General features: G+C 72.5%; 15 protein-coding genes, 1 tRNA gene and 1 other RNA gene. 5 read left to right on the forward strand and 12 right to left on the reverse strand.

The features are described 5' to 3' along the window. Nucleotides 1-65: 65 nt before the first annotated feature. From ABZ923_RS30400 to ffs, 6 genes are all read right to left on the reverse strand, one after another. Nucleotides 66-965, reverse strand: coding sequence for a phosphoribosylaminoimidazolesuccinocarboxamide synthase (locus ABZ923_RS30400; protein WP_361477855.1), 900 nt, complete (start codon nt 963-965; stop codon nt 66-68). Between the two features lie 70 nt (nt 966-1035). Then, on the reverse strand, nt 1036-2535 hold the full coding sequence (locus tag ABZ923_RS30405; protein ID WP_361477858.1) for a N,N-dimethylformamidase beta subunit family domain-containing protein: 1500 nt from the start codon (nt 2533-2535) through the stop codon (nt 1036-1038). A 233-nt stretch (nt 2536-2768) separates the two neighbouring features. Further along, nucleotides 2769-4556, reverse strand: coding sequence for a hypothetical protein (locus ABZ923_RS30410; protein ID WP_361477861.1), 1788 nt, complete (start codon nt 4554-4556; stop codon nt 2769-2771). A gap of 278 nt (nt 4557-4834) precedes the next feature. After that, nucleotides 4835-6094: a phosphoribosylamine--glycine ligase gene (gene purD, locus ABZ923_RS30415; RefSeq protein ID WP_361477864.1), complete on the reverse strand. Its 1260-nt coding sequence runs from the start codon at nt 6092-6094 to the stop codon at nt 4835-4837. A 160-nt stretch (nt 6095-6254) separates the two neighbouring features. Then, a complete protein-coding gene (locus tag ABZ923_RS30420; protein WP_361477867.1) occupies nt 6255-8579 on the reverse strand; it encodes a DNA polymerase III subunit gamma and tau in 2325 nt (774 codons plus the stop codon). Nucleotides 8580-8652: 73 nt separating this feature from the next. Then, nucleotides 8653-8751, reverse strand: an RNA gene (gene ffs / locus ABZ923_RS30425) — signal recognition particle sRNA small type. Between the two features lie 96 nt (nt 8752-8847). Between ffs and ABZ923_RS30430 the strand changes: the two genes are divergently transcribed. Continuing rightward, nucleotides 8848-8935: transfer RNA gene (locus ABZ923_RS30430), tRNA-Ser, on the forward strand. 200 nt (nt 8936-9135) lie between these two features. Here the strand turns inward: ABZ923_RS30430 and ABZ923_RS30435 are convergent. The 4 genes from ABZ923_RS30435 to ABZ923_RS30450 all read right to left on the reverse strand — a co-directional run bounded on the left by ABZ923_RS30435 (nt 9136) and on the right by ABZ923_RS30450 (nt 14151). Next, entirely contained in the window at nt 9136-10308 is a 1173-nt protein-coding gene (locus ABZ923_RS30435) for a zinc-dependent alcohol dehydrogenase (protein ID WP_361477870.1), read from the reverse strand. Next, nucleotides 10305-11243, reverse strand: coding sequence for an SRPBCC family protein (locus ABZ923_RS30440; protein ID WP_361477873.1), 939 nt, complete (start codon nt 11241-11243; stop codon nt 10305-10307). Before ABZ923_RS30440 ends, ABZ923_RS30435 begins: the two co-directional genes overlap by 4 nt. Before the next feature lie 320 nt (nt 11244-11563). Beyond that, on the reverse strand, nt 11564-12739 hold the full coding sequence (locus ABZ923_RS30445) for a glutathione-independent formaldehyde dehydrogenase (protein ID WP_361477876.1): 1176 nt from the start codon (nt 12737-12739) through the stop codon (nt 11564-11566). A gap of 296 nt (nt 12740-13035) precedes the next feature. After that, entirely contained in the window at nt 13036-14151 is a 1116-nt protein-coding gene (locus ABZ923_RS30450) for a hypothetical protein (protein ID WP_361477946.1), read from the reverse strand. Between the two features lie 307 nt (nt 14152-14458). On the opposite strand from ABZ923_RS30450, the gene ABZ923_RS30455 reads away from it, so the two are divergent. After that, nucleotides 14459-15076, forward strand: coding sequence for a hypothetical protein (locus ABZ923_RS30455; RefSeq protein ID WP_361477879.1), 618 nt, complete (start codon nt 14459-14461; stop codon nt 15074-15076). A 15-nt stretch (nt 15077-15091) separates the two neighbouring features. Continuing rightward, nucleotides 15092-15568: a hypothetical protein gene (locus ABZ923_RS30460; RefSeq protein ID WP_361477882.1), complete on the forward strand. Its 477-nt coding sequence runs from the start codon at nt 15092-15094 to the stop codon at nt 15566-15568. 36 nt (nt 15569-15604) lie between these two features. On the opposite strand, the gene ABZ923_RS30465 is transcribed toward ABZ923_RS30460, so the two are convergent. Beyond that, on the reverse strand, nt 15605-16036 hold the full coding sequence (locus ABZ923_RS30465) for a PaaI family thioesterase (protein ID WP_361477884.1): 432 nt from the start codon (nt 16034-16036) through the stop codon (nt 15605-15607). Nucleotides 16037-16101: 65 nt separating this feature from the next. Here ABZ923_RS30465 and ABZ923_RS30470 point away from each other — a divergent pair, with 65 nt between their 5' ends. Continuing rightward, nucleotides 16102-16530 (forward strand): MarR family winged helix-turn-helix transcriptional regulator, encoded by a 429-nt coding sequence (locus ABZ923_RS30470; RefSeq protein ID WP_361477887.1) that lies wholly within the window; start codon nt 16102-16104, stop codon nt 16528-16530. An 88-nt stretch (nt 16531-16618) separates the two neighbouring features. Further along, the gene (locus ABZ923_RS30475; protein ID WP_361477890.1) at nt 16619-17101 is read left to right on the forward strand and encodes a hypothetical protein; all 483 of its coding nucleotides are present in this window, start codon (nt 16619-16621) and stop codon (nt 17099-17101) included. A gap of 1 nt (nt 17102) precedes the next feature. Here ABZ923_RS30475 and ABZ923_RS30480 read toward each other — a convergent pair whose 3' ends face one another. Next, nucleotides 17103-18833, reverse strand: coding sequence for a copper resistance protein CopC (locus tag ABZ923_RS30480; protein WP_361477949.1), 1731 nt, complete (start codon nt 18831-18833; stop codon nt 17103-17105). Nucleotides 18834-18986 lie beyond the last annotated feature (153 nt).

Raw genomic sequence — 18986 nt, forward strand, 5'->3', positions numbered from 1 at the left:
CTTGGCCCGGGCCCCCAACCCCCCCCCGCCCCGCGGGGCGGACGGAGGGACTTTGCGGACACGACCTAGGACCAGCTGGTGCCCGTCAGCCGCTCGTACGCCTCCACGTACTTCTGCCGGGTCGCCGCCACGACCTCCTCCGGCAGTGCCGGCGGGGGCTGCTCGCTCTTGCGGTCCCAGCCGGAGGCCGGCGAGGTCAGCCAGTCGCGGACGTACTGCTTGTCGTACGACGGCTGGGCGCGGCCCGGCTGCCACTTGTCGGCCGGCCAGAAGCGGGAGGAGTCCGGGGTGAGGACCTCGTCGGCGAGGACGAGGGTGTCGCCGTCGAAGCCGAACTCGAACTTGGTGTCGGCCAGGATGATCCCCCGGTCCCGGGCGATGTCCCGGGCGCGGGAGTACACCGCGAGCGTGGCCTGGCGCAGCTGGGCGGCGGTCTCCGCGCCGACCTGGCGGGCCACCTCCTCGTAGGAGACGTTCTCGTCGTGCTCGCCGACCTCGGCCTTGGTGGCCGGGGTGAAGATCGGGGCCGGGAGTTCGGAGCCGTCGACGAGGCCTTCGGGGAGGGCGAGGCCGCAGACCGTACGGGACTCGTTGTACTCCAGCAGGCCGGAGCCGGTGAGGTAGCCACGGGCCACGCACTCCACCGGGACCATCTTCAGCGACTTGCAGACCAGCGTGCGGCCCGCCCAGTCGGCCGGGGCGCCCTCGGGCAGCTCGGTGCTGATGACGTGGTTCTCAGCGAGGTCGCGGAGCTGGTCGAACCACCACAGGGAGAGCTTGGTGAGCACCCGGCCCTTGTCGGGGATCTCCGTGGGCAGCACCCAGTCGTAGGCGGACATGCGGTCGCTGGCGACCATCACGAGGTCGCCCGCCTCGTTCTGGTACAGCTCGCGCACCTTTCCGGTGTGCAGGTGCACCAGGCCCGGGACCTCGATCGGCTCGGGCTTTTCTACGAATCCGGACACGGTTCCTCCCCGTGGTTCTGACCAAGTGCCTCGATTCTCCCGTATGGGGGTGATAGGGCGCGCCCGGGGGTCAGTCGCGTTTGCAGATGCGGTCCAGCAGGTTCGCCGTGGCCCGCTGGATGCGGGCGTCCACATGGCCGGGGCGGTCCAGGGCCGGGGACCAGGCGAAAGTGCCGGAGGCGAACACCCAGGCGCCGGACGGCGCCCGGTACAGGGACGTCTCCTGGTGGCGCAGGACGCCGTCGTTGTCGGTGTACGGCGAGTGGGCGAGCAGGATGCGCTCGTCGTGCTCGGGCAGCGGGGTGCGCGGGAAGTAGCGGTCCGCCTCGCCGGCGACCAGGCCCGCGATCTCGTCGCCCTCGTGCGCGCCGGTCGCCTCCCACAGCCAGTGGCCGCCGTTGCGGACGATCAGCGGGTGCGGCTCGGGCACCCGGCCCGCGTACTGGATGCCGACCAGCTGCTGCTCGGGCCGGTCGATCTCCCGCCACAGCACCGGCCGGCCCGGGCCCTTGCGCTTGCGGCAGGTCAGCAGCCGGTCCGGGACCCCGGACGGGGACGGAGCCAGCTCCACCTGCCAGTACATGGTGTTGGCGGAGAGGAAGACCAGCGAGGTGCCCCGGTCGCGGGCGTCCTCGACGGCCCGGCGCATCGGCACCGACCAGTACTCGTCGTGGCCGGGGAAGACCAGGCCCCGGTAGCGGGTGGGGTCGATCCGGCCGGCGTGCAGGTCACGGGCCTCGGCGTAGGCGATGTCGTAGCCGTAGCGCTCGGCCCAGCGGATGAAGTCGTAGGCGTGGCCGACGTGCAGGGGCAGGCCCGCGCCCGCGTAGGGGCGGTCGAAGGAGACCGTGGTGGCCGCGTCGGCCTCGCCGAGCAGCCGGCCCTTCTCGTCCCAGGCGTGGTAGAGGCTGGCGCCCGTGTGCCCGTCCTCCGGGTACAGGTTGTAGGCCTGCCAGGTGATGTCCGGCAGCAGCAGGAGCAGGTCGGCCGGGTGGTCGTCGCGGACCGTGAACGGCACGTGGGAGCGGTAGCCGTCGGCCGTGGTGAGGACGGCCACATAGGCGCCGATGCTCCAGTAGGTGGGCACCTGGAGGCGCCAGGACAGCCACCAGTGGTGGCAGGAGACCGTCCGGTCGGCGGTCAGCGGCTGCGGCTGGACGATCCCGGAGAGCCGGGGACTGGTGGTGATCTTGGCGGCGCCGTCCCCGCCGTAGTGGCCGATGCGGTAGATGTCGACGCTGAACTCCTGCGGCGGGTCGACCGTGATGTGGAAGTCGATCGCCTCGCCGGGCGCGACCGCGCCGGTGGACGTGAAGCCCTTGATCTGGCGGTGCACGTCGTCGGCCGCGCGGGGGCCGGCAGCGGCCGCGCGGGGCGCCGGGACGCGTGCCCGGTCGCTGCCGGTGAGCTGCTGCGGGCTGGGGTCGACGTACCACGGCACGACGTGGCCGGTGTCGTCGAAGTACGTCTCACTGCCGCGCAGCCAGGGCACCGGGCCCAGGCCGAAGGGGTCCGTGACGGCGTGCGCGAGTGCTCCGGACTCCCAGCGGCGGATGTGGTCCGAGGCCATGGTCGCTCCCCTCCCTCATGCCCCCGTGCCTGTCTCGGTGGTGCTCACTGTTCTCGCTGTGCTCGGTCGTGCTGTCGTATGTCGCTTGCCTTTGCCAACGGCGTGGTCGATCCCAGCACATCACATAACGCACGGGCCCGGTCACTACTCGTTGCGAATTGACCTGAAGTGGAAGTCGTCTTTCCGTTACCAGGGGTGACGCCGGGCTGGCGGGGACGCGTGCGGCGGTCGGCTCAGACGAGTCTCACTGGCTTTTCCGGGCGTATTCCGGACGCGGCCAGCCAGGCGCGCAGCGGGCCCGGGTCGCCCTCTTCGATCAGGCTGCGGACCCTGGGGGCCAGATCGGCGGCCCGCTCGCCGCCCAGCAGCAGGGACGGGCCGTCCAGCCAGTCCAGGGCGGGGACCGCGCCCGCGGTGTCCACGGCCGCGCAGCACACCATCGCCGTGACGTGGTCGGCGAGGAGTTCGCGGGCGGTGCGCTGGGGTTGCAGCGGGAAGGGGGGCAGGTCGCACCCCGAGTCGTCCCAGCGGGGGCCGTCGGGGGCCTGGTCGGTGGCCGACGTGCCCTCGCGGGCCAGTTCGGCGCTGAGGCCCGCGGCGAGGGCGGCGCTGCGCGGCGCCTGCGGGGACCCGTCCCCCTCGGCCTCGCCTTCGGCGTCCGGGAAGCCGCCGGCACCACCCGCGCGGTTCTCGTCGTCGGGCGCGGGCGTCCCCTGCGGGGGGTGCTCGGCGTCGGCGGCTCGGCGGGCGGGCCGGCCGGTCTCCTCGGCCAGGTGTTCCAGGACCCGGGCCAGGGTGGGGCCGGCCGGGGTGTGGGCGGGGCGGACGCCCAGGGTGTCCAGGACCCGGTGGAGGCGGGCCGCGTCGGTGCGCCAGGTGCGGTCGACGACCTCCTCCGGGTACGCCTGCCAGTCCACCGGCGCCCAGTCCTGTCCGGCGTCGGCGGGGCCGCCGTGGAAGAGCCGCGCGGCGAGCAGCGAGGTCGCCTCGTCCACCACGCCGGGCTCCTCCAGCAGATCGCAGGCGGGGCGCTCGCCGAGCCGGGAGGTGAAGCCCTCGGCGAGCCGGTCGCGGCGGGACAGCTCGGTGAGCGCCGCGACCACGCCCGCGTCCAGCCGGGACGGCCAGCGGCCCATGCGCCAGGCGGGCAGCGCCACCCTGGTCAGCAGCCGGTCCCAGCCGGCGTAGGCCAGCCCGACCTGCTCCTGGGCGACGATCCGCAGCCCGTAGTCCACCGCCTGGGCGCGCTCGGCCGCCGCCGCCGCGACCCCGCGCTCCATCTGCGTCGCGTGCTCCCGGCAGCCGCGCAGCAGCAGCCGGGCCACCCAGCCGAGGGCCGCGCACAGCCCGCGGACCGGCGGACAGCGGCCCGGGGTCGAGGCGACGGCCACGGCCGCATCCAGACCGCGCACGAAACGGCGGGCGGCCGCTATGTCCGGGTGGGCGGAGGGGCCCGTACCCGCGATGACCGGGGCGAGGACCGCGCGCAGCTCGCCCACGCGCATCCACCACAGGAACGGGGAGCCGATGACGAGGACCGGCGCGACCGGGATGCGGCGGCGGCCCGGGCCCGCTATCTCGTCGGGCGCGGGACGCGGGGGCGGGCCGTGGGCCGAGTGGGCCCGGTCCTCCAGCCAGCTGTCGCAGTCCGGGGTGAGCGCTATGGCCGAGGGCGCCGGCACGTCCAGGCGTTCGGCGAGGTCGCGCACCATCCGGTACAGGTCCGGGGCGGAGTCCTCCGCGATCGGCACCGTGGGGCTCATGGCGGGGCGGGCCCGGGCCACGACCACGGCGATACCGGCCGCGGCCAGCAGCACCAGCACCGCGAGCACACCGACGGTCCACCGGGCGGCGTCCCAGCCCGGGCCGACGAGACGGCCGGTGGAGGCGCCGGTCAGCAGGATCACCGCGGCACCCGCGGGCAGCAGGGCCACGGCCAGCGCCCGGCCCCGGACCCGCAGGACGGCGAGGGCCCGGGAGCGCGCGGCCTGCGCGCCCGCCTCCACACCGATTCCGGTCACGTGCCGACCTCGCCCCCTCGCTGCCGATCGCGTGCTGCCCTGGTCTTGCTCACTCCCCCACTGTGGCACCCGCCACTGACATCGCAATGCCGGTGGGCCAAGTGCCGGAACGCTTGCGCGGCACCCTAGTTGGGGCCCCGGCCCCCGTCAGCCGTATGGGCGATTGCTCACTCGATGGAATGGCTTTGGTCAGAGCTGGGTGACAGACAGCAAAGATCAGGCCCCGGATCGCTGGTCCGGGGCCTGGAAGTCGTACGAGCAGGTCAGACGGGCGGGGCTCAGGCGCCCGCGGACCGCGCCGCCTTCGCCGCGATGTCGGTGCGGTGCTGGGAGCCGTCGAGCCGGATCCGGCCCACCGCCCGGTACGCCCGCTCGCGTGCCTCGGTCAGGTCCTTGCCGGTGGCCGTGACGGACAGCACGCGTCCGCCCGCGCTGACGACCGCGCCGCCCTCCTGCCGGGTGCCGGCGTGCAGCACGTACGCGTGCGGGGCGTCCTCGGCGGCCACCTCGTCCAGGCCGGTGATCGGGTCGCCGGTGCGCGGGGTGCCGGGGTAGTTGTGCGAGGCGACGACGACGGTGACGGCCGCCTCCTCGCTCCAGCGCAGCGGCGGCAGGTCGGCGAGGCTTCCGGTGGCGGCGGCCATCAGCAGACCGGCCAGCGGGGTCCTCAGCCGGGCCAGCACGACCTGGGTCTCGGGGTCGCCGAAGCGGGCGTTGAACTCGATGACCCTGACCCCGCGCGAGGTGATCGCGAGACCGGCGTAGAGCAGCCCTGAGAACGGCGTGCCCCGGCGGCGCATCTCGTCCACCGTGGGCTGCAGCACGGTCTGCAGCACCTCGTCGACCAGCTTCGGGTCCGCCCACGGCAGCGGCGAGTACGCGCCCATGCCGCCGGTGTTCGGGCCCTCGTCGCCGTCCAGGGCGCGCTTGAAGTCCTGGGCGGGCTGGAGCGGTACGACGGTCTCGCCGTCGGTCACGGCGAAGAGGGAGACCTCCGGGCCGTCGAGGAACTCCTCGATGACCACCCTCTCGCAGGCGGCGGCGTGCGCCCTGGCCGCCTCCAGGTCGTTCGTGACGACGACACCCTTGCCCGCGGCCAGACCGTCGTCCTTGACGACGTAGGGGGCACCGAAGGCGTCGAGGGCCGCGGCGACCTCCTCGGCGGTGGTGCAGACGTAGGAGCGGGCGGTCGGCACGCCGGCCGCTGCCATGACGTCCTTGGCGAAGGCCTTGGACCCCTCCAGCTGCGCGGCCTCCCCCGAGGGGCCGAACACCGGCATGCCCGCCGCGCGGACGGCGTCGGCCACGCCGGCGACCAGCGGGGCCTCCGGGCCGACGACGACCAGCTCGGCACCGAGGCGGGTGGCCAGGCCGGCCACCGCGGCACCGTCGAGCGCGTCGACCTGGTGCAGCTCGGCGACCTCGGCGATGCCGGCGTTGCCGGGGGCGCAGTACAGCGCGGTGACGTCGGGGTCGAGGGACAGGGAGCGGCACAGGGCGTGTTCGCGGGCGCCGCTGCCGATGACGAGGACCTTCACGGGGGTCAGCCTAATGGCAAGGTTGCCGAAGGCCGGGGTCCGGGTTTCTCGGAGCTTCCTCCAAAGGAGCCGCTGAAGGGGCTCGGGAGAGGGCTCGTGAGGGGGCTCGTAGGGGGTTCCCGGGGAGCCAGAGGGGGTCATGGCCCGTCCCCGGGAAGCCTCACTCGTTGGAGAACTCCTCGACCACCGTGGCCCCCAGCTCCCGCACGATCAGCTCGTGGCCGGAGAGCGCCGACTCGTCCAGATCCGGGTCGTCGTCCTCGGGGATGTCGTCCTCGGGGGCGACCGGCGGCGGCTCGGGCGCGGCGGCCGGCCGGGGTGCGGGGGCGGACGCGGCCGGAGCGCCGCCCTGGGTGGGGGCCTGGGACGACGGCTGGGCGGGCGCGGGGCGGGGGGCGGCCGGGGAGCCGTAGCCACCGCCGGGAGCGCTGCCGTAGCCGCCCTGGGGGCCGCCGTGGGCGGCGGCGGGCGCGCCGCCGTAGCCACCGCCTCCGCCGTGGCCGGGTGAGCCGCCCGTGGACGGGGCGGAGCCGCCGCCGGACGGGTCGACCACCGCCTCGATCTTCCACTGCACGTTGAACTGCTCGGCCAGCGCCTGCCGCAGCACGTCCTCGCTGCCGCTGCCGGAGAAGTTGTCGCGGGCGCCTGCGTTGACGAAACCGAGCTGGAGGGTGGTGCCGTCGAAGCCGGTCACCTGGGCGTTCTGGCTGAGCAGGATCCAGGTGAAGCGGCGGCGGTTCTTGACGGCCTCCAGGATGTTCGGCCAGAGCGCGCGGGGGTCGAGACCGCCGGTGGGGGCGGGGGCCGCGGGCTGCGCTGTGGGGGCCGCGGGGGCGGCCTGCGGCGGCTGGGCCGGGGCCGCACGGCCGGGGCCCTGGGCCGGGCCCTGACGGCCCGTCGGAGCGGCCGTGGGCCAGCCGCCGGGGCGCCGTCCACCGCCGGCGGGCGCGGCGGTGGGCCAGGCGCCGGGGGCCGGGGTGGCGGGCTGCGCGGCGGGGGCCGGTGCCGGGTCGGGGGCGGGGGTCGTAGGCGCGGGAGCCGCGGAGGCGACGGGAGCCGCGGGCGCGGCGGAGGGGGCGGGCGCGGGCTGGACCGCAGGGGCCGGCTCGGCCGGGGCAGCCGGACCGGCGGGGCTGCCGGAACCGTCGTGACCGCCGGGCCCGGCCGGGGCGCCCGTGGCCCGGACGGCGGCACGCGCAGCCGCGGGGCCCCCACCGGGCGGCACGGCCACCCCACCGGCACCCGCACCCGCCGGGAGGGCGCCGCCGTGGGCCTCCGGGCCGGGGACGTACGCCATGGCCGGGGCGCCGGCACCGGCGGAGAAGCCGACGCCGCGCTCCAGGCGGTCGAGGCGGGCCATGACGGACCGCTGGTCGCCGTAGGCGGCGGGGAGCAGGACGCGGGCGCAGATCAGTTCCAGCTGCAGGCGCGGGGAGGTGGCGCCGCGCATCTCGGTCAGGCCCTCGTTGACCAGGTCGGCGGCGCGGCTCAGCTCGGCGGCGCCGAAGGTCTCGGCCTGGGCCTGCATCCGCTCCAGGACGTCGGCCGGGGCGTCGATGAGCCCCTTGTCCACGGCGTCCGGGACGGCGGCCAGGATCACCAGGTCCCGCAGCCGCTCCAGCAGGTCGGCGACGAACCGCCGCGGGTCGTTGCCGCCCTCGATGACGCGGTCGACGACCTCGAAGGCGGCGGCCCCGTCACCGGTGGCGAAGGCCTCGACGACGGAGTCGAGGAGGGAGCCGTCGGTGTAGCCGAGGAGGGAGGTGGCCATGGCATACGTCACACCCTCCGCTCCGGCGCCGGCGAGGAGCTGGTCCATGACGGACATGGAGTCACGCACGGAGCCGGCGCCGGCGCGCACGACGAGCGGGAGCACGCCGTCCTCGACCGGGATGTCCTCCTTCTGGCACACCTCGGCGAGGTAGTCCCTGAGCGTGCCGGGCGGCACGAGCCGGAACGGGTAGTGGTGGGTGCGCGACCGGATCGTCCCGATGACCTTCTCGGGCTCGGTGGTCGCGAAGATGAACTTCAGATGCTCGGGCGGCTCCTCGACCACCTTGAGCAGCGCGTTGAAGCCGGCCGACGTGACCATGTGGGCCTCGTCGATGATGTAGATCTTGTACCGGCTGCTCGCGGGGCCGAAGAAGGCCTTCTCGCGCAGCTCACGGGCGTCGTCCACACCACCGTGAGAGGCCGCGTCGATCTCGATGACGTCGATCGAACCCGGCCCGTTCCTGGCCAGGTCACGGCAGGACTGGCACACGCCGCAGGGGGTCGGGGTGGGACCCTGCTCACAGTTCAGGCAGCGGGCCAGGATGCGCGCGCTGGTCGTCTTGCCACAGCCACGCGGACCGCTGAACAGGTACGCGTGATTGACCCGGTTGTTCCGCAGCGCCTGCTGCAGCGGGTCGGTGACATGCTCCTGCCCGATGACCTCGGCAAAGGCCTCCGGGCGATAGCGGCGGTACAGCGCGAGAGACGACACGCATACGAGGTTAATGGCGCCCACCGACAACGGGCTCCGCCCGCGGCCCACCGGCCCCGGCCCCGACCCCGGGAACGCAAGCGCCCCCCACGCACCCGCCAGAGCCAACCTACCCTTGCTGCCTTCCGGCCCTGGGGGAGTTCAGTCAGATAGCGCCGCGTGAGGGGCTGTGCCCAGAGTACCCGATCGCGGCCCGCGGGCTGCACCGGATGCGGGCCTGCGGGAACGGGTTCGCGAGCACTCCCCTCGGTCATGTAATGTTTCCGGCGGAGGATTCGCCTAGAGGCCTAGGGCGCACGCTTGGAAAGCGTGTTGGGGGCAACCCCTCACGAGTTCGAATCTCGTATCCTCCGCCAGCCCAGAGGGCCGGACCATGAAAGTGGTCCGGCCCTCTGGCGTTCGTCCGTCTCGGTTTCCGTCTCAGTCGCTTGCCCGGACCGCTCCGGGCGGCGTCCAGAGGACGTCTCCGACCTGCTGAGCGACTTTCCGGAGCGTGACTCCCGTCACATGAGCCTCGGCGATCCCGGCCCGCGTCCGCAGATCACCGGCGCGGTCCTCACGGCTTGAGGACGACCTTCTCGCAGTGGTCCTTCTTGTTCTTGAACAGGTCGTAGCCGGTCGGTGCCTCGGTCAGGGGCAGCCGGTGGGTGATGACCCGGGTGGGGTCGATCTTGCCCTGCTCGATCAGACCCAGCAGCGGCTTCATGTACTTCTGTACGTGGCACTGCCCGGTGCGCAGGGTCAGGGACCTGTTCATCCAGGCACCCGCCGGGAACTTGTCGATCAGTCCGCCGTAGACCCCGATGACCGACACCACGCCGCCGCTTCGGCAGGACAGGATGGCCTGGCGCAGGGCGTGGGGCCGGTCGGTCTCGGAGCGGACCGCCTGCTTGGCGCGGTCGTAGAGGTGGACGTGGGAGGCACCGTGCGTGGCCTCCATGCCGACCGCGTCGATGCACTTGTCGGGGCCCCGGCCACCGGTGAGTTCGAGCAGTGCCGACCGTACGTCGGCGTCCTCGAAGTTGATGGTGGTGTAGCCCTGGGCGGCGGCCATGTCGAGCCGGTAGGTCTCCTTGTCGATCGCGATGACCTTCTCCGCGCCCAGGACCCGGGCGCTGTCCATGGCGAACTGGCCGACCGGGCCGGCGCCCCAGACGGCGACGACGTCACCTTCCTGGATGTCGCACATCTCGGCGCCCATGTACCCGGTCGGCAGGATGTCGGACAGGAACAGCACCTGCTCGTCGGTGAGGTCCGACTCGATCTTGAGGGCGTTGGCGTCGGCGAGCACCACGCGGGCGTACTCGGCCTGGCCCCCGGCGAAGCCGCCGGTGAGGTGGGAGTAGCCGTAGATGCCGGCGGTGGGATGGCCGAAGAACTTCTCCGAGATGCCGGCGTTGGGGTTGGTGTTCTCGCAGCACGAGTACAGCTCCGCCCGGCAGGACGCACAGGCGCCGCACGCGATGGGGAAGGGTACGACGACCCGGTCGCCGACGCGCAGTTCGTCGCTGACTCCGGGGCCGACCTCGACGATCTCTCCCATGAACTCGTGGCCCAGAATGTCGCCCTTTTCCATGGTGGGGACGTAGCCGTCGACCAGATGGAGGTCGGAGCCGCAGATCGCCGTCGAGGTGATCTTCACGATGGCGTCGCGGCTGTTCAGGATCGACGGTTCGGGGACGTCCTGCACCTCGACCGAGTTGCGTCCCGTCCAGCAGTTCGCCTTCATGCCAGGGCCTCCTTCAGCTCGTTCTCGGTCAGCGGTCGGGCCGGGTGCTGCGGGAACTCGCCGCGGGCCTGCTTGCCGCCGGGCGCGCCCTCGGAGCGGACGACCTCGCCGATCTCCGTGATCTGCTTGAAGCGGCGCAGGTCGTCGTCCAGCTGCTGGTGCGGTTCCTCGCCGAAGTAGCGCGCCGCGGCCTTGCCCAGCGCCCCGCCGGGTAGGTCGTAGCGCAAGGTCACCCGGATCTCCGTGCCCCGGCCGCCGGGGGCGGGCACGAAGCGGACCTCGCCGGAGTTGTCGATGTCGGCGCCGTCCACCGACTGCCAGGCGATCAGCCGGCCGGGGACGTCCTGCGTGGTCTCGGCGTCCCATTCGACCGCCTTGCCGAACGGTGCGCCGGCCCGCCAGTGGCTGGTGCGCGGGCCGGTGACGCGCACCTCATCCAGGTGCGCCATGAAGTCCGGCAGTCGCTTCAGGTCCTTCCAGAGGGAGTAAACCTCGTCCGGGGATCGGCTGACGGTGGTGGCCGCGGTCAGTTCCATGGGAGTGCTCCTACGGGTGCGGGTCACGGCCGCGTAGACGTCCGTGGCCGTGATGGCGGTGACCGCGGCGGTCGCGGCAACGGTGCGGCTCAGACCGCGACCGTCGTGGTTCCTCAGGGCCCGGGTCAGCATCGTCAGATCCATGAGGTCGCCGCCGACGCGGCCCCAGAGCCAGGCGGGATGCGGCCGCCCCAGCAGCCCTGTCGCCGCCGCCAGCTCGCGCACACCGACGGCGGTCGTGGCCGAGCGGTGCCGGAAGGCGTCGCCCACGCCCAGGGCCCGGGCGAAGCCCGCCGGGGCGACGACCTGGGGCACGCCCAGGAGCGCACTGGCCCAGCCGAGGCCCCGGACGAGCGGATCGTGCTGGAGGCGGGAGGCGGAACGGGTGTCTGTCTTCATGAGTGCTCCCCACGTGCGGTGAGGTGAACGGAAGGCGGGCCACTTGAGTGAGAAGGTGAAGGGCGCATAACGGATAACGGCGGAGTTTCCGCGTGGCCCGCATCCAATCCTCAACTCCCGTCACCGACGGGCGGCGTGACCGTTCGGTCGCGGTGCGGACGTGCGCGCGCGAGCGGGGCGCGGCTGATCGCCGCTGCCCAGGTATGGCAGGGGCGCAGGCGCCACCAGCCCGTCCGACACCGGCCGAAGCCGGGGTCGGACGCCGCTCGTCGGCCGGCCCTGTCCTGCGGGGAGCAGGCGGGCGGCGGCCCTGTGCTCCCTTACCGCTTGTGGCCGTTGCCGTGTCCGTCGGGGTGCAGGACCACCTTGGTCCAGCCCTCGTCACGGGCGTCGAAGTGCTCGTAGGCGGTGGGGGCCTCGTCCAGGCTGAGTTCGTGGGAGACGACGAAGCTCGGCTTCGCCTTCCCGCCGGCGACCAGGTCCCGCAGCGCGCGGTTGTACCTCTTCACCGGCGCCTGCCCCGTGCCCATGTGCTGGCCCTTGAACCACATCATGCCGAAGTCGAGGGGGACCTTGCCCTGGGCCTCCAGCTCGCCCTGGGCCTCCGCGCCGCCGGGGTCCTGGGGCAGGAACACGCCCACCACGCCGATGTCGCCGGTGAACCTGACCGAGTCGATCAGGCCGTTGAGCGTGAGGCTGGCGTCCTCGTGTCCCTGCGGGTCGTGTGCCTGGTAGCCGACGCATTCGCAGCCGTTGTCGGCGCCCAGACCGAGGGTGGCCTCCTTGACGACCTCCGCCGGGTTCTGCTCGGCGGTGTTGATCGGGATGGCCCCGATCTCCTCCGCCTTGCGCAGCCGGTCGGGATGATGGTCGGCCGTCCAGACGCGGCCGGCACCCTTGAGGAGGGCGGAGTAGGTCGCCATCAGCCCGACGGGACCGGCACCGAAGACGATGGTCTGGTCGCCCGGTTCGACGTGGGCCATCTCGGTGGCGTGATAGCCGGTGGGGAAGATGTCGGCGAGCATCACGTAGTCGGTCTGCCGCTCGGCGGCGTCCTCGCCCAGACGCAGCGCGTTGAAGTCGCCGTAGGGCACGCGCAGCAGCTCCGCCTGGCCGCCCTGGTAGGGGCCCATGTCGGCGAATCCGTAGGCGGCTCCCGCGAGGGCCGGTTCCGGCTGCATGGTCAGGCAGTAGTTGGTCAGCCCCTGCTCGCACTGCTTGCAGAAGCCGCAGGCGATGTTGAAGGGCAGGACCACGTACTCGCCCACCTGGACCTTGCGGACGGCCGAGCCGACCTCCACCACCTGGCCCAGGTTCTCGTGTCCCAGGGTGCGGCCGGACTCGAACGAGGTGCGGCCCTCGTACATGTGGAGGTCCGAACCGCAGATGTTGGTGGTGGTGATCTTGACGAGTATGTCGCAGGGGTGTTCTATCTTCGCGTCCGGTACGTCCTTCACGGTGACCGTTCGCGGGCCTTCGTATACCGCTGCCTTCATGATGGCTTCCCTTGATGTCGCGGCACGGCGGTGATGGAGAGGGCGCAAAGAGCCTGACTCTCGCACGTGCTGCGACGGGGGCCGTGGCTTCGGCACGCCTCTGGGGACCGCTCACCTCGGTGAGGGGAACGGTGGCTCTGCCGCCGGCTCGCTCGGCGGACCTTCAGCACTCGGCGGCGTGCGGTGCGGGTCCCCGTCCCCATGCGACGGAAACGACCCTTCCCCGATCGATCAGTGGATTTCTCGTACCCGGGCCGGCGCCGAACCGTAGACGCATCTCCGCTTCACGTCACCAGCTAGTCGGCGTCATCCTGGAGCATCCGGCGGCGTTCCTGTTCGCGCTTGGAATAGGCGGCTGCCCGGATCGCCTCGTCGCTCTCCAAGCCGGATCCCAGCGCGCCGCCCACCGTTGCGACCGAAGCGACGAACCAGGACAGCGTCCAGTAATCCGTGGCGTGCAGCGGCGTTCGTGTCGCGGAAGCGAACACCCGGTCGTTGAGGATGAACAGCGCCCACACCAAGTTGATGATCATCAAACCCACGTAGCAGACGATCACCCCGATACCCACGGTCAGGACCGTCGAGGCGTTGTAGAGAGCCGCCCTCTTCCTCGCCTCCGGGGACACCTCATCCGTTCGATGCCACAGGTTCGCGTCCACGATCAGCCAGCCGATCATGAGGGCGACAGACCCGACCATGGCGATCACCAGGCGTGGCGTGCTCAGGGAGGTGGCCAGGGTCCAGATGGTGGAGTTCACGGTGGCGACCGCTCCCGTGGCCAGTGCGGCCGCCAGGGCTTTCGACAGACCCGGCACCAACCGCCACGGCCGGTTGGCGCGGACCATACCGCCGAGCACCCTCAGGTAACCGCGCGGCCCGCTGACGACGTACCGGAGATCGACGATCTCCTGCTCACCGACCTGGCCAGGGTGAATAGGCGCAAGACGACCGGCGAAACGTCCCAGCGACTGACGCCGGGGAGGTTCCTCAGCTCCCGTGGCCCGCGCAGTCGCCAGACTCATCACAACTTCTTCGACCGCCCGCAGGGCCCTTCCCTGAAGACGCAGGCCCCCCAGCGACGGAAGGGACAGCAGTGCCAGGCCGTGTTCATGACTCAGATCCACCACGATCTTGCGCCCGTGTGAGTGCAGTGGGAGGTCGGTGAGGGCCACGACGATGTCCCAACGTTCCCCACCCCCTCGGTCCTTGATCCGGCGCGTCAACGTGGACAGGTCCTCGGTCCCTGCGGTGAAGGGCTCACTGACCACCTCGACGTCGAACCGTCGACCCTGGCCTGACCTGTCGGCGAGCCGATCAGGGAGTTTCCGCGCCATACGCTGCGCGACCTCCGTCGGCGCGTCCGGATCCGCCAGGAGAGCCACGACCGTGACGTCCTGCGACGACTCCCGCATGGCCGGACCCTTCTCATCGGCTGTCCCGGCGGTCACCAGTGTTCCCAGGATGCCGCTGAGCCAACATCGGCGCCCCCTGACACGCTGCCTCCGTCGTGTCCTCCGCGGGCCGTGCGCCAAGAAACAAGCCCTGGAATTCCCTGATCAGGTAAAGAGGGTATGGAAAAGGCAATATCGGCGGAGCGAAGAATTCCGGTGGGCAGTCTCAAGTCTCCCTCAGATTGATCGAATTTCCTTGACGATCACGTCGGCGGTCCGTGATCGTTCTGTTCATGCCGCTCCCGGGGGGAGCGAAACGGAGGGAACCATGAACGCCATAACTCGCGTATGCACGGCCGCCGCACTGACCGTTTTTCTTGGTATGGGAGCCGGGGGAATCGGCACCGCTTTCGCCGCGGACGCCCCGACGCAGGCCAATGCCGACCAGGCGCAGACGAATGCCGACCAGGACGGGAATCCGATCCCGCAGGCACCGGACGACGCCGAGGTCGACGCCCCGAAGGCCCCGCAGGGCTGCCCGCCCGACCCGGGATTCTCCTTCTCCCACGTGAAGGGGACGTTCGTCAAAGACAAGAGCAAGACCGTCTACGGACAGTCCGGCGTCACGCTGAAGGTCGAGGTCGCCAAGGGCCACACCTGGACCGGCACGATCAGTTATGCGGCAAAACTCAGCGAGTCCATTCTCGTTGCTTCCGCCGAAGAGACCATCAGCGGATCGATTTCCTACGCGAAGACCACCACCGTCACCCTGGGCGGTACGTGGAAGGTGCCGTCGAGCCAGCGCGACGGATGGCTCGCTCTCGGTTCGAAGGGATATTCCTTCGACTGGGAACGGGGTTCCTACAACGGCGGCTGCAAGTGGATCGTCTCGAACCACGGGAGCGCCAAGCTCCCGGCGCTCTCGCCCTACATCGCCCACTCGTGAGTTGAGGACGCATCGATGAAGCCTTCCCTGCTGGCCGTCGGCCTGTCGGCCCTGGTGCTCGTGTCGGCCTGTTCCGGCGGCGATCACCCCCGGGCGACCGCCACCCACGGGCCGACGACGGGGACCAGCGCCACCCCCTCGCCGGGACGGACCCCGACGAGCCCGGACCGCCTTCCCGACCCGGTGCAGTCGCCGCTCCCGGTCGGAACGAAGACGCTCCACACGGGATCGGGTCACGGTGCGGGCGGTGTCACGCTCCCCGCGTCGGCGGGGAAGGCCTCATCCGTCACCGTGAAGTGGACCTGCGCGGGTCCCGCCAAGTTCAGCATCGTGGCCGGCGGGAAGCCTCTCGCCGGGTCGCAGTGCGGTGACGGCAGCGGCGTGTTCACCGCCGAGATCCCGCACTCCCTGCTGCACGACCTGGCGTGGAAGTTCTCGGCGGCCGATTCCGTGCTCTGGCGGGTCGTCGTCGTCCAGCCGCCCGGCGACTAGACCGGCCGCCCGGCGACTAGGCCGGCCGCCCGATGACTAGGAGCGAGCGTCGGCGGTGAGGGCGATGGTGCCCTGGGCGATGGCGCAGAGGGTGCGGTTGCCGGTGTGGTCGATCGTGTACAGCTCGCAGCGGCAGACGACCCGCGTGCGGCCGGGGCGTACGACCTGGGCGTGGGCGCGGAGCAGCTCGCCGCGGGCGGGGCGCAGGTAGTCGATGGTGTAGCCGGCGGTGAGCAGCCGGGGGCCGGCGACCGTGCCGGCGGCGAAGGTGAGGGCGTTGTCGGCGGCGTAACTGAGGACACCGCCGTGGAGGAAGCCGTTCTGCTGGCACAGCTCCTCGCGGACGTCCAGCTCCAGGGTGGCGGCGCCGTCGCCGAACGCCGTCAGCCGGGCGCCGAGGTAGACGCTGAAGGGCTGGGCGGCCAGCGCCTTCCGGGCGAGGTCGAGATCCAGGGTGCGAGCGTTCACGGCCACCTCACTTCACTAGTGAACTGAGCATCGTGTCCCGTGGCTCGCCCTGTCAAGATCGGACCATGCCGCCCGAACCCGACCAGCGCCTGTTCTTCCTCCTGCAACGCGCCGCGCACACCCTGCGCCTGACCGCGGACCGCCGCTGCCTGGCCGTCGCCGGGGTCACCACCGCCCAGCTGGGCGCCCTGTTCGCCGTACGCGACCAGCCGGGCCTGACCCAGCAGGAACTCGCCCGCGTCCTCGGCCTGCGCCAGTCCGCGGTGACGCCGCTGGTGGCCCGGCTCACCGCGGCCGGGCTCGTGGCCAGGCGCGCCCATCCCCACGACCACCGTGCGGTCGTCCTGGAACTCACGGACGCGGGGGTGGACGCCGTACGCGCCGCCGGCCCGGAGATCGACCGGTTCAACGCGGAGATGCGCGCCCTCCTCGGTGACGACGGCTTCGCCGGCACCGCGGCCGCGCTGCACCGGCTCGCGCACTGGCGCCCCTAGGAGAGCGGCGTCCGGCCCGCCGGGATGCGACCTGCGAGACGCAAGCGCACCGTGGTGAAAGAGGCATCTTTCGCTGGAGGTGAGAGCCATGAGGCGCTCGTTCACTGGTGTGGCTGCTGCGGCCCTGCTGCTGGTTTCCGTCGCCTCGGTGAACGGCGTGGCGACCGCGGCCGAGCAGGCGAAGGCGCCGGGAACCGTGCCCGCGGGCTGTGAGTACCGTGACGCGTTCCCGCCGGGCGGCGGGACCAACATCGGCGGTGCGCCCACGCGGTACAAGTACACGTACACGCCGTACGCCGGTGCCCGCTTCGACAGCTGCGGCAACACGCTCAGGGTGTACTACGGCGGCTACTCCAGCCCCCGCTACTCCTACTACCAGATCAGCTACACGTATCCGTCCGGGAACAGCTGGTACACCTGGCGGATGCCCATGGGGGAACGCCAGGTCGCGACGGTGAACGCGCCCGCGCACGGTGACTGGAACTTCAAGGTCAGGGCGTGTGCCTCCTCGATCGACGAGGGCCCCAACTGCACCGGCTGGTCGCCGCAGCTGTTCCTGCACGCCGTCTGAGTCAGCGCGTCACCCGCACCGGTGCCGACACCGTCACCTGGTCCAGGTCGGACACCCGGATCGTGGCCTTCACCGTCCAGGTGCCGGGCAGCGGGACGGTGAAGGAGGGGGCGGACCAGTAGCCGCCGCGGTCGGTGACCCTGGTGTCCAGCGGGCCGACGCGCTGGGCGGGGAGCGTGAGGGTGAGGCGTAGTTCGGGCACCGCGGAGAGACCGCCGTCGGGGCCGTAGATCACCGCCTGCACGGAGTTGGTGCCGACGCGGCCCGGGTCCAGGGTGATCTGGATGCTGCCCCGGCCGCCGGCGGCCCCCGTGTCGAAGGGGATCGTGGTGACGGAGGCCGTCGGGATGCCCGGCACCGGCGCGGCGGCCGCCTGGACCGACTCCGTCGCCGCGCGGCCGGGCACGGTGCTGGTCAGGAGGGTGGTCAGGGCCAGGACCAGCAGGCCGGCCGTCGCCTCCAGCAGGACCGAGCGGCGCAGCAGGCCCAGGGCGGGGTTCGCGGGCGGTTGCGGGGGGAGTTCGGGCAGCGGGGGGCCGGTGGCCGGTTCGGGGACGCGGGCCGGGGTGGCCGCGGCGGCGCGGATCAGGCGGGCGGTCCAGGTGCGCGAGCAGGCCGCCGCCAGGAGCAGGGCGGTGACCGCGGCCAGCTTGGCCAGCAGGGTACGGCCGTACGCCGTGTCCGTGAGCGCCTGCCAGGAGCCCAGGCCACGCCAGGACTGGTAGACGCCGGTCACCACCAGGACCGTCACCGAGGCGAACGCCAGGCGGGAGAAGCGGGCCGGGACCGAGGCGGGCAGGCCGGCCGGCTCCGGGGTGCGCCGCAGGGTCCACAGGAGGGCGGCCAGACCGCCCAGCCAGGCCCCCATGGCCAGCAGGTGCAGGGTGGACGAGACGATCGCCGCCGGGACCTGGATGCCCGCCGAGGCGTGGTCGGACGCCGACCAGGTCAGGGACAGGGCCGTGGCGAGGACCGTGGCCGCGGCGAGGCCGGCCCGGGGCGGGATCCGCGTACGGCGCTTGCGCAGGACCGCCACGGCCGCCGCGGCCAGGAGCAGCAGCGCCAGGCGGAGCAGGAGCAGCCGGCCGGGGCGGGTCGTCGCCGTGTGGGTGAGGGCGGAGAGGGAGAAGCCGGCCGTCGGGGCGGCGGCCTCCTCGTAGGGGGTCCGCAGGAGGTACAGGGCGGTGCTGGAGACGAGGAGGGCGGCCGCGGCGGCCAGGACGGGGGTGCGCAGGTGGGCGGTGGCCGGCGGGCGGCAGTACGCCACGAACGCGGCCGTGCCCAGGAGCAGGGCCAGGGAGAGGTAGGCGAGGTAGCGCGCGATGGTGTGCAGGGCCGTGGTCGCCTGGTTCTCCGCGCGGTCCGTGGGCGGGGCCGCCGGTGCCGCCGTGCGTTTTCCGACCGAGAAGGTGAGGGCGCCGGACACCGGGTGGCTGTCGGCCGACACCACCCGCCAGGCGACCGTGTACGTGCCGGCGGCGAGCCGCGCGGGGAGGCTGACGCGGGCCGTGTCGGAGCGGCCCGGGGCGTGCTCGGCGGAGCCGGTGCGGATGCGCCGGTTGCCGGGGTCGTAGATCCGGAAGGAGTCGGTCAGCAGGCCGACCGATTCGGTGAAGGTGAGCGTGACGTGGCGGGGGGCGGTGCGCAGGACGGATCCGTCGCCGGGGTCCGTGGAGCGCAGGACGGCGTGGGCCGAGGCGGGCGCCGCGGTACCGAGGAGCAGGCCGAGCAGGACGACGGGGAAGAGGACAGGGAGGAGAAGGGGGTGACGGAGGGCGGAGCGCGGGCGTGTCCGCGCTGCGGGCCTCGGCCCGCGCGGCCCCCGCGGCCCCTGCCGTCGTCCCGGTCGCCGGTCTCCGTCGATCTGCACCGTCGTCAGCCTCCG

The organism is Streptomyces sp. NPDC046881, from assembly GCF_040645015.1.
In the GTDB taxonomy this organism is placed as follows: Bacteria; Actinomycetota; Actinomycetes; order Streptomycetales; family Streptomycetaceae; genus Streptomyces.

Bases quoted from the DNA above. Each gene is read 5' to 3' on its own strand.
- ABZ923_RS30405 (WP_361477858.1), bottom strand. From the start codon at position 2,535: ATGGCCTCGGACCACATCCGCCGCTGGGAGTCCGGAGCACTCGCGCAC.
- ABZ923_RS30435 (WP_361477870.1), bottom strand. From the start codon at position 10,308: ATGAAGGCGAACTGCTGGACGGGACGCAACTCGGTCGAGGTGCAGGAC.
- ABZ923_RS30440 (WP_361477873.1), bottom strand. From the start codon at position 11,243: ATGAAGACAGACACCCGTTCCGCCTCCCGCCTCCAGCACGATCCGCTC.
- ABZ923_RS30445 (WP_361477876.1), bottom strand. From the start codon at position 12,739: ATGAAGGCAGCGGTATACGAAGGCCCGCGAACGGTCACCGTGAAGGAC.
- ABZ923_RS30450 (WP_361477946.1), bottom strand. From the start codon at position 14,151: ATGCGGGAGTCGTCGCAGGACGTCACGGTCGTGGCTCTCCTGGCGGAT.
- ABZ923_RS30455 (WP_361477879.1), top strand. From the start codon at position 14,459: ATGAACGCCATAACTCGCGTATGCACGGCCGCCGCACTGACCGTTTTT.
- ABZ923_RS30460 (WP_361477882.1), top strand. From the start codon at position 15,092: ATGAAGCCTTCCCTGCTGGCCGTCGGCCTGTCGGCCCTGGTGCTCGTG.
- ABZ923_RS30470 (WP_361477887.1), top strand. From the start codon at position 16,102: ATGCCGCCCGAACCCGACCAGCGCCTGTTCTTCCTCCTGCAACGCGCC.
- ABZ923_RS30475 (WP_361477890.1), top strand. From the start codon at position 16,619: ATGAGGCGCTCGTTCACTGGTGTGGCTGCTGCGGCCCTGCTGCTGGTT.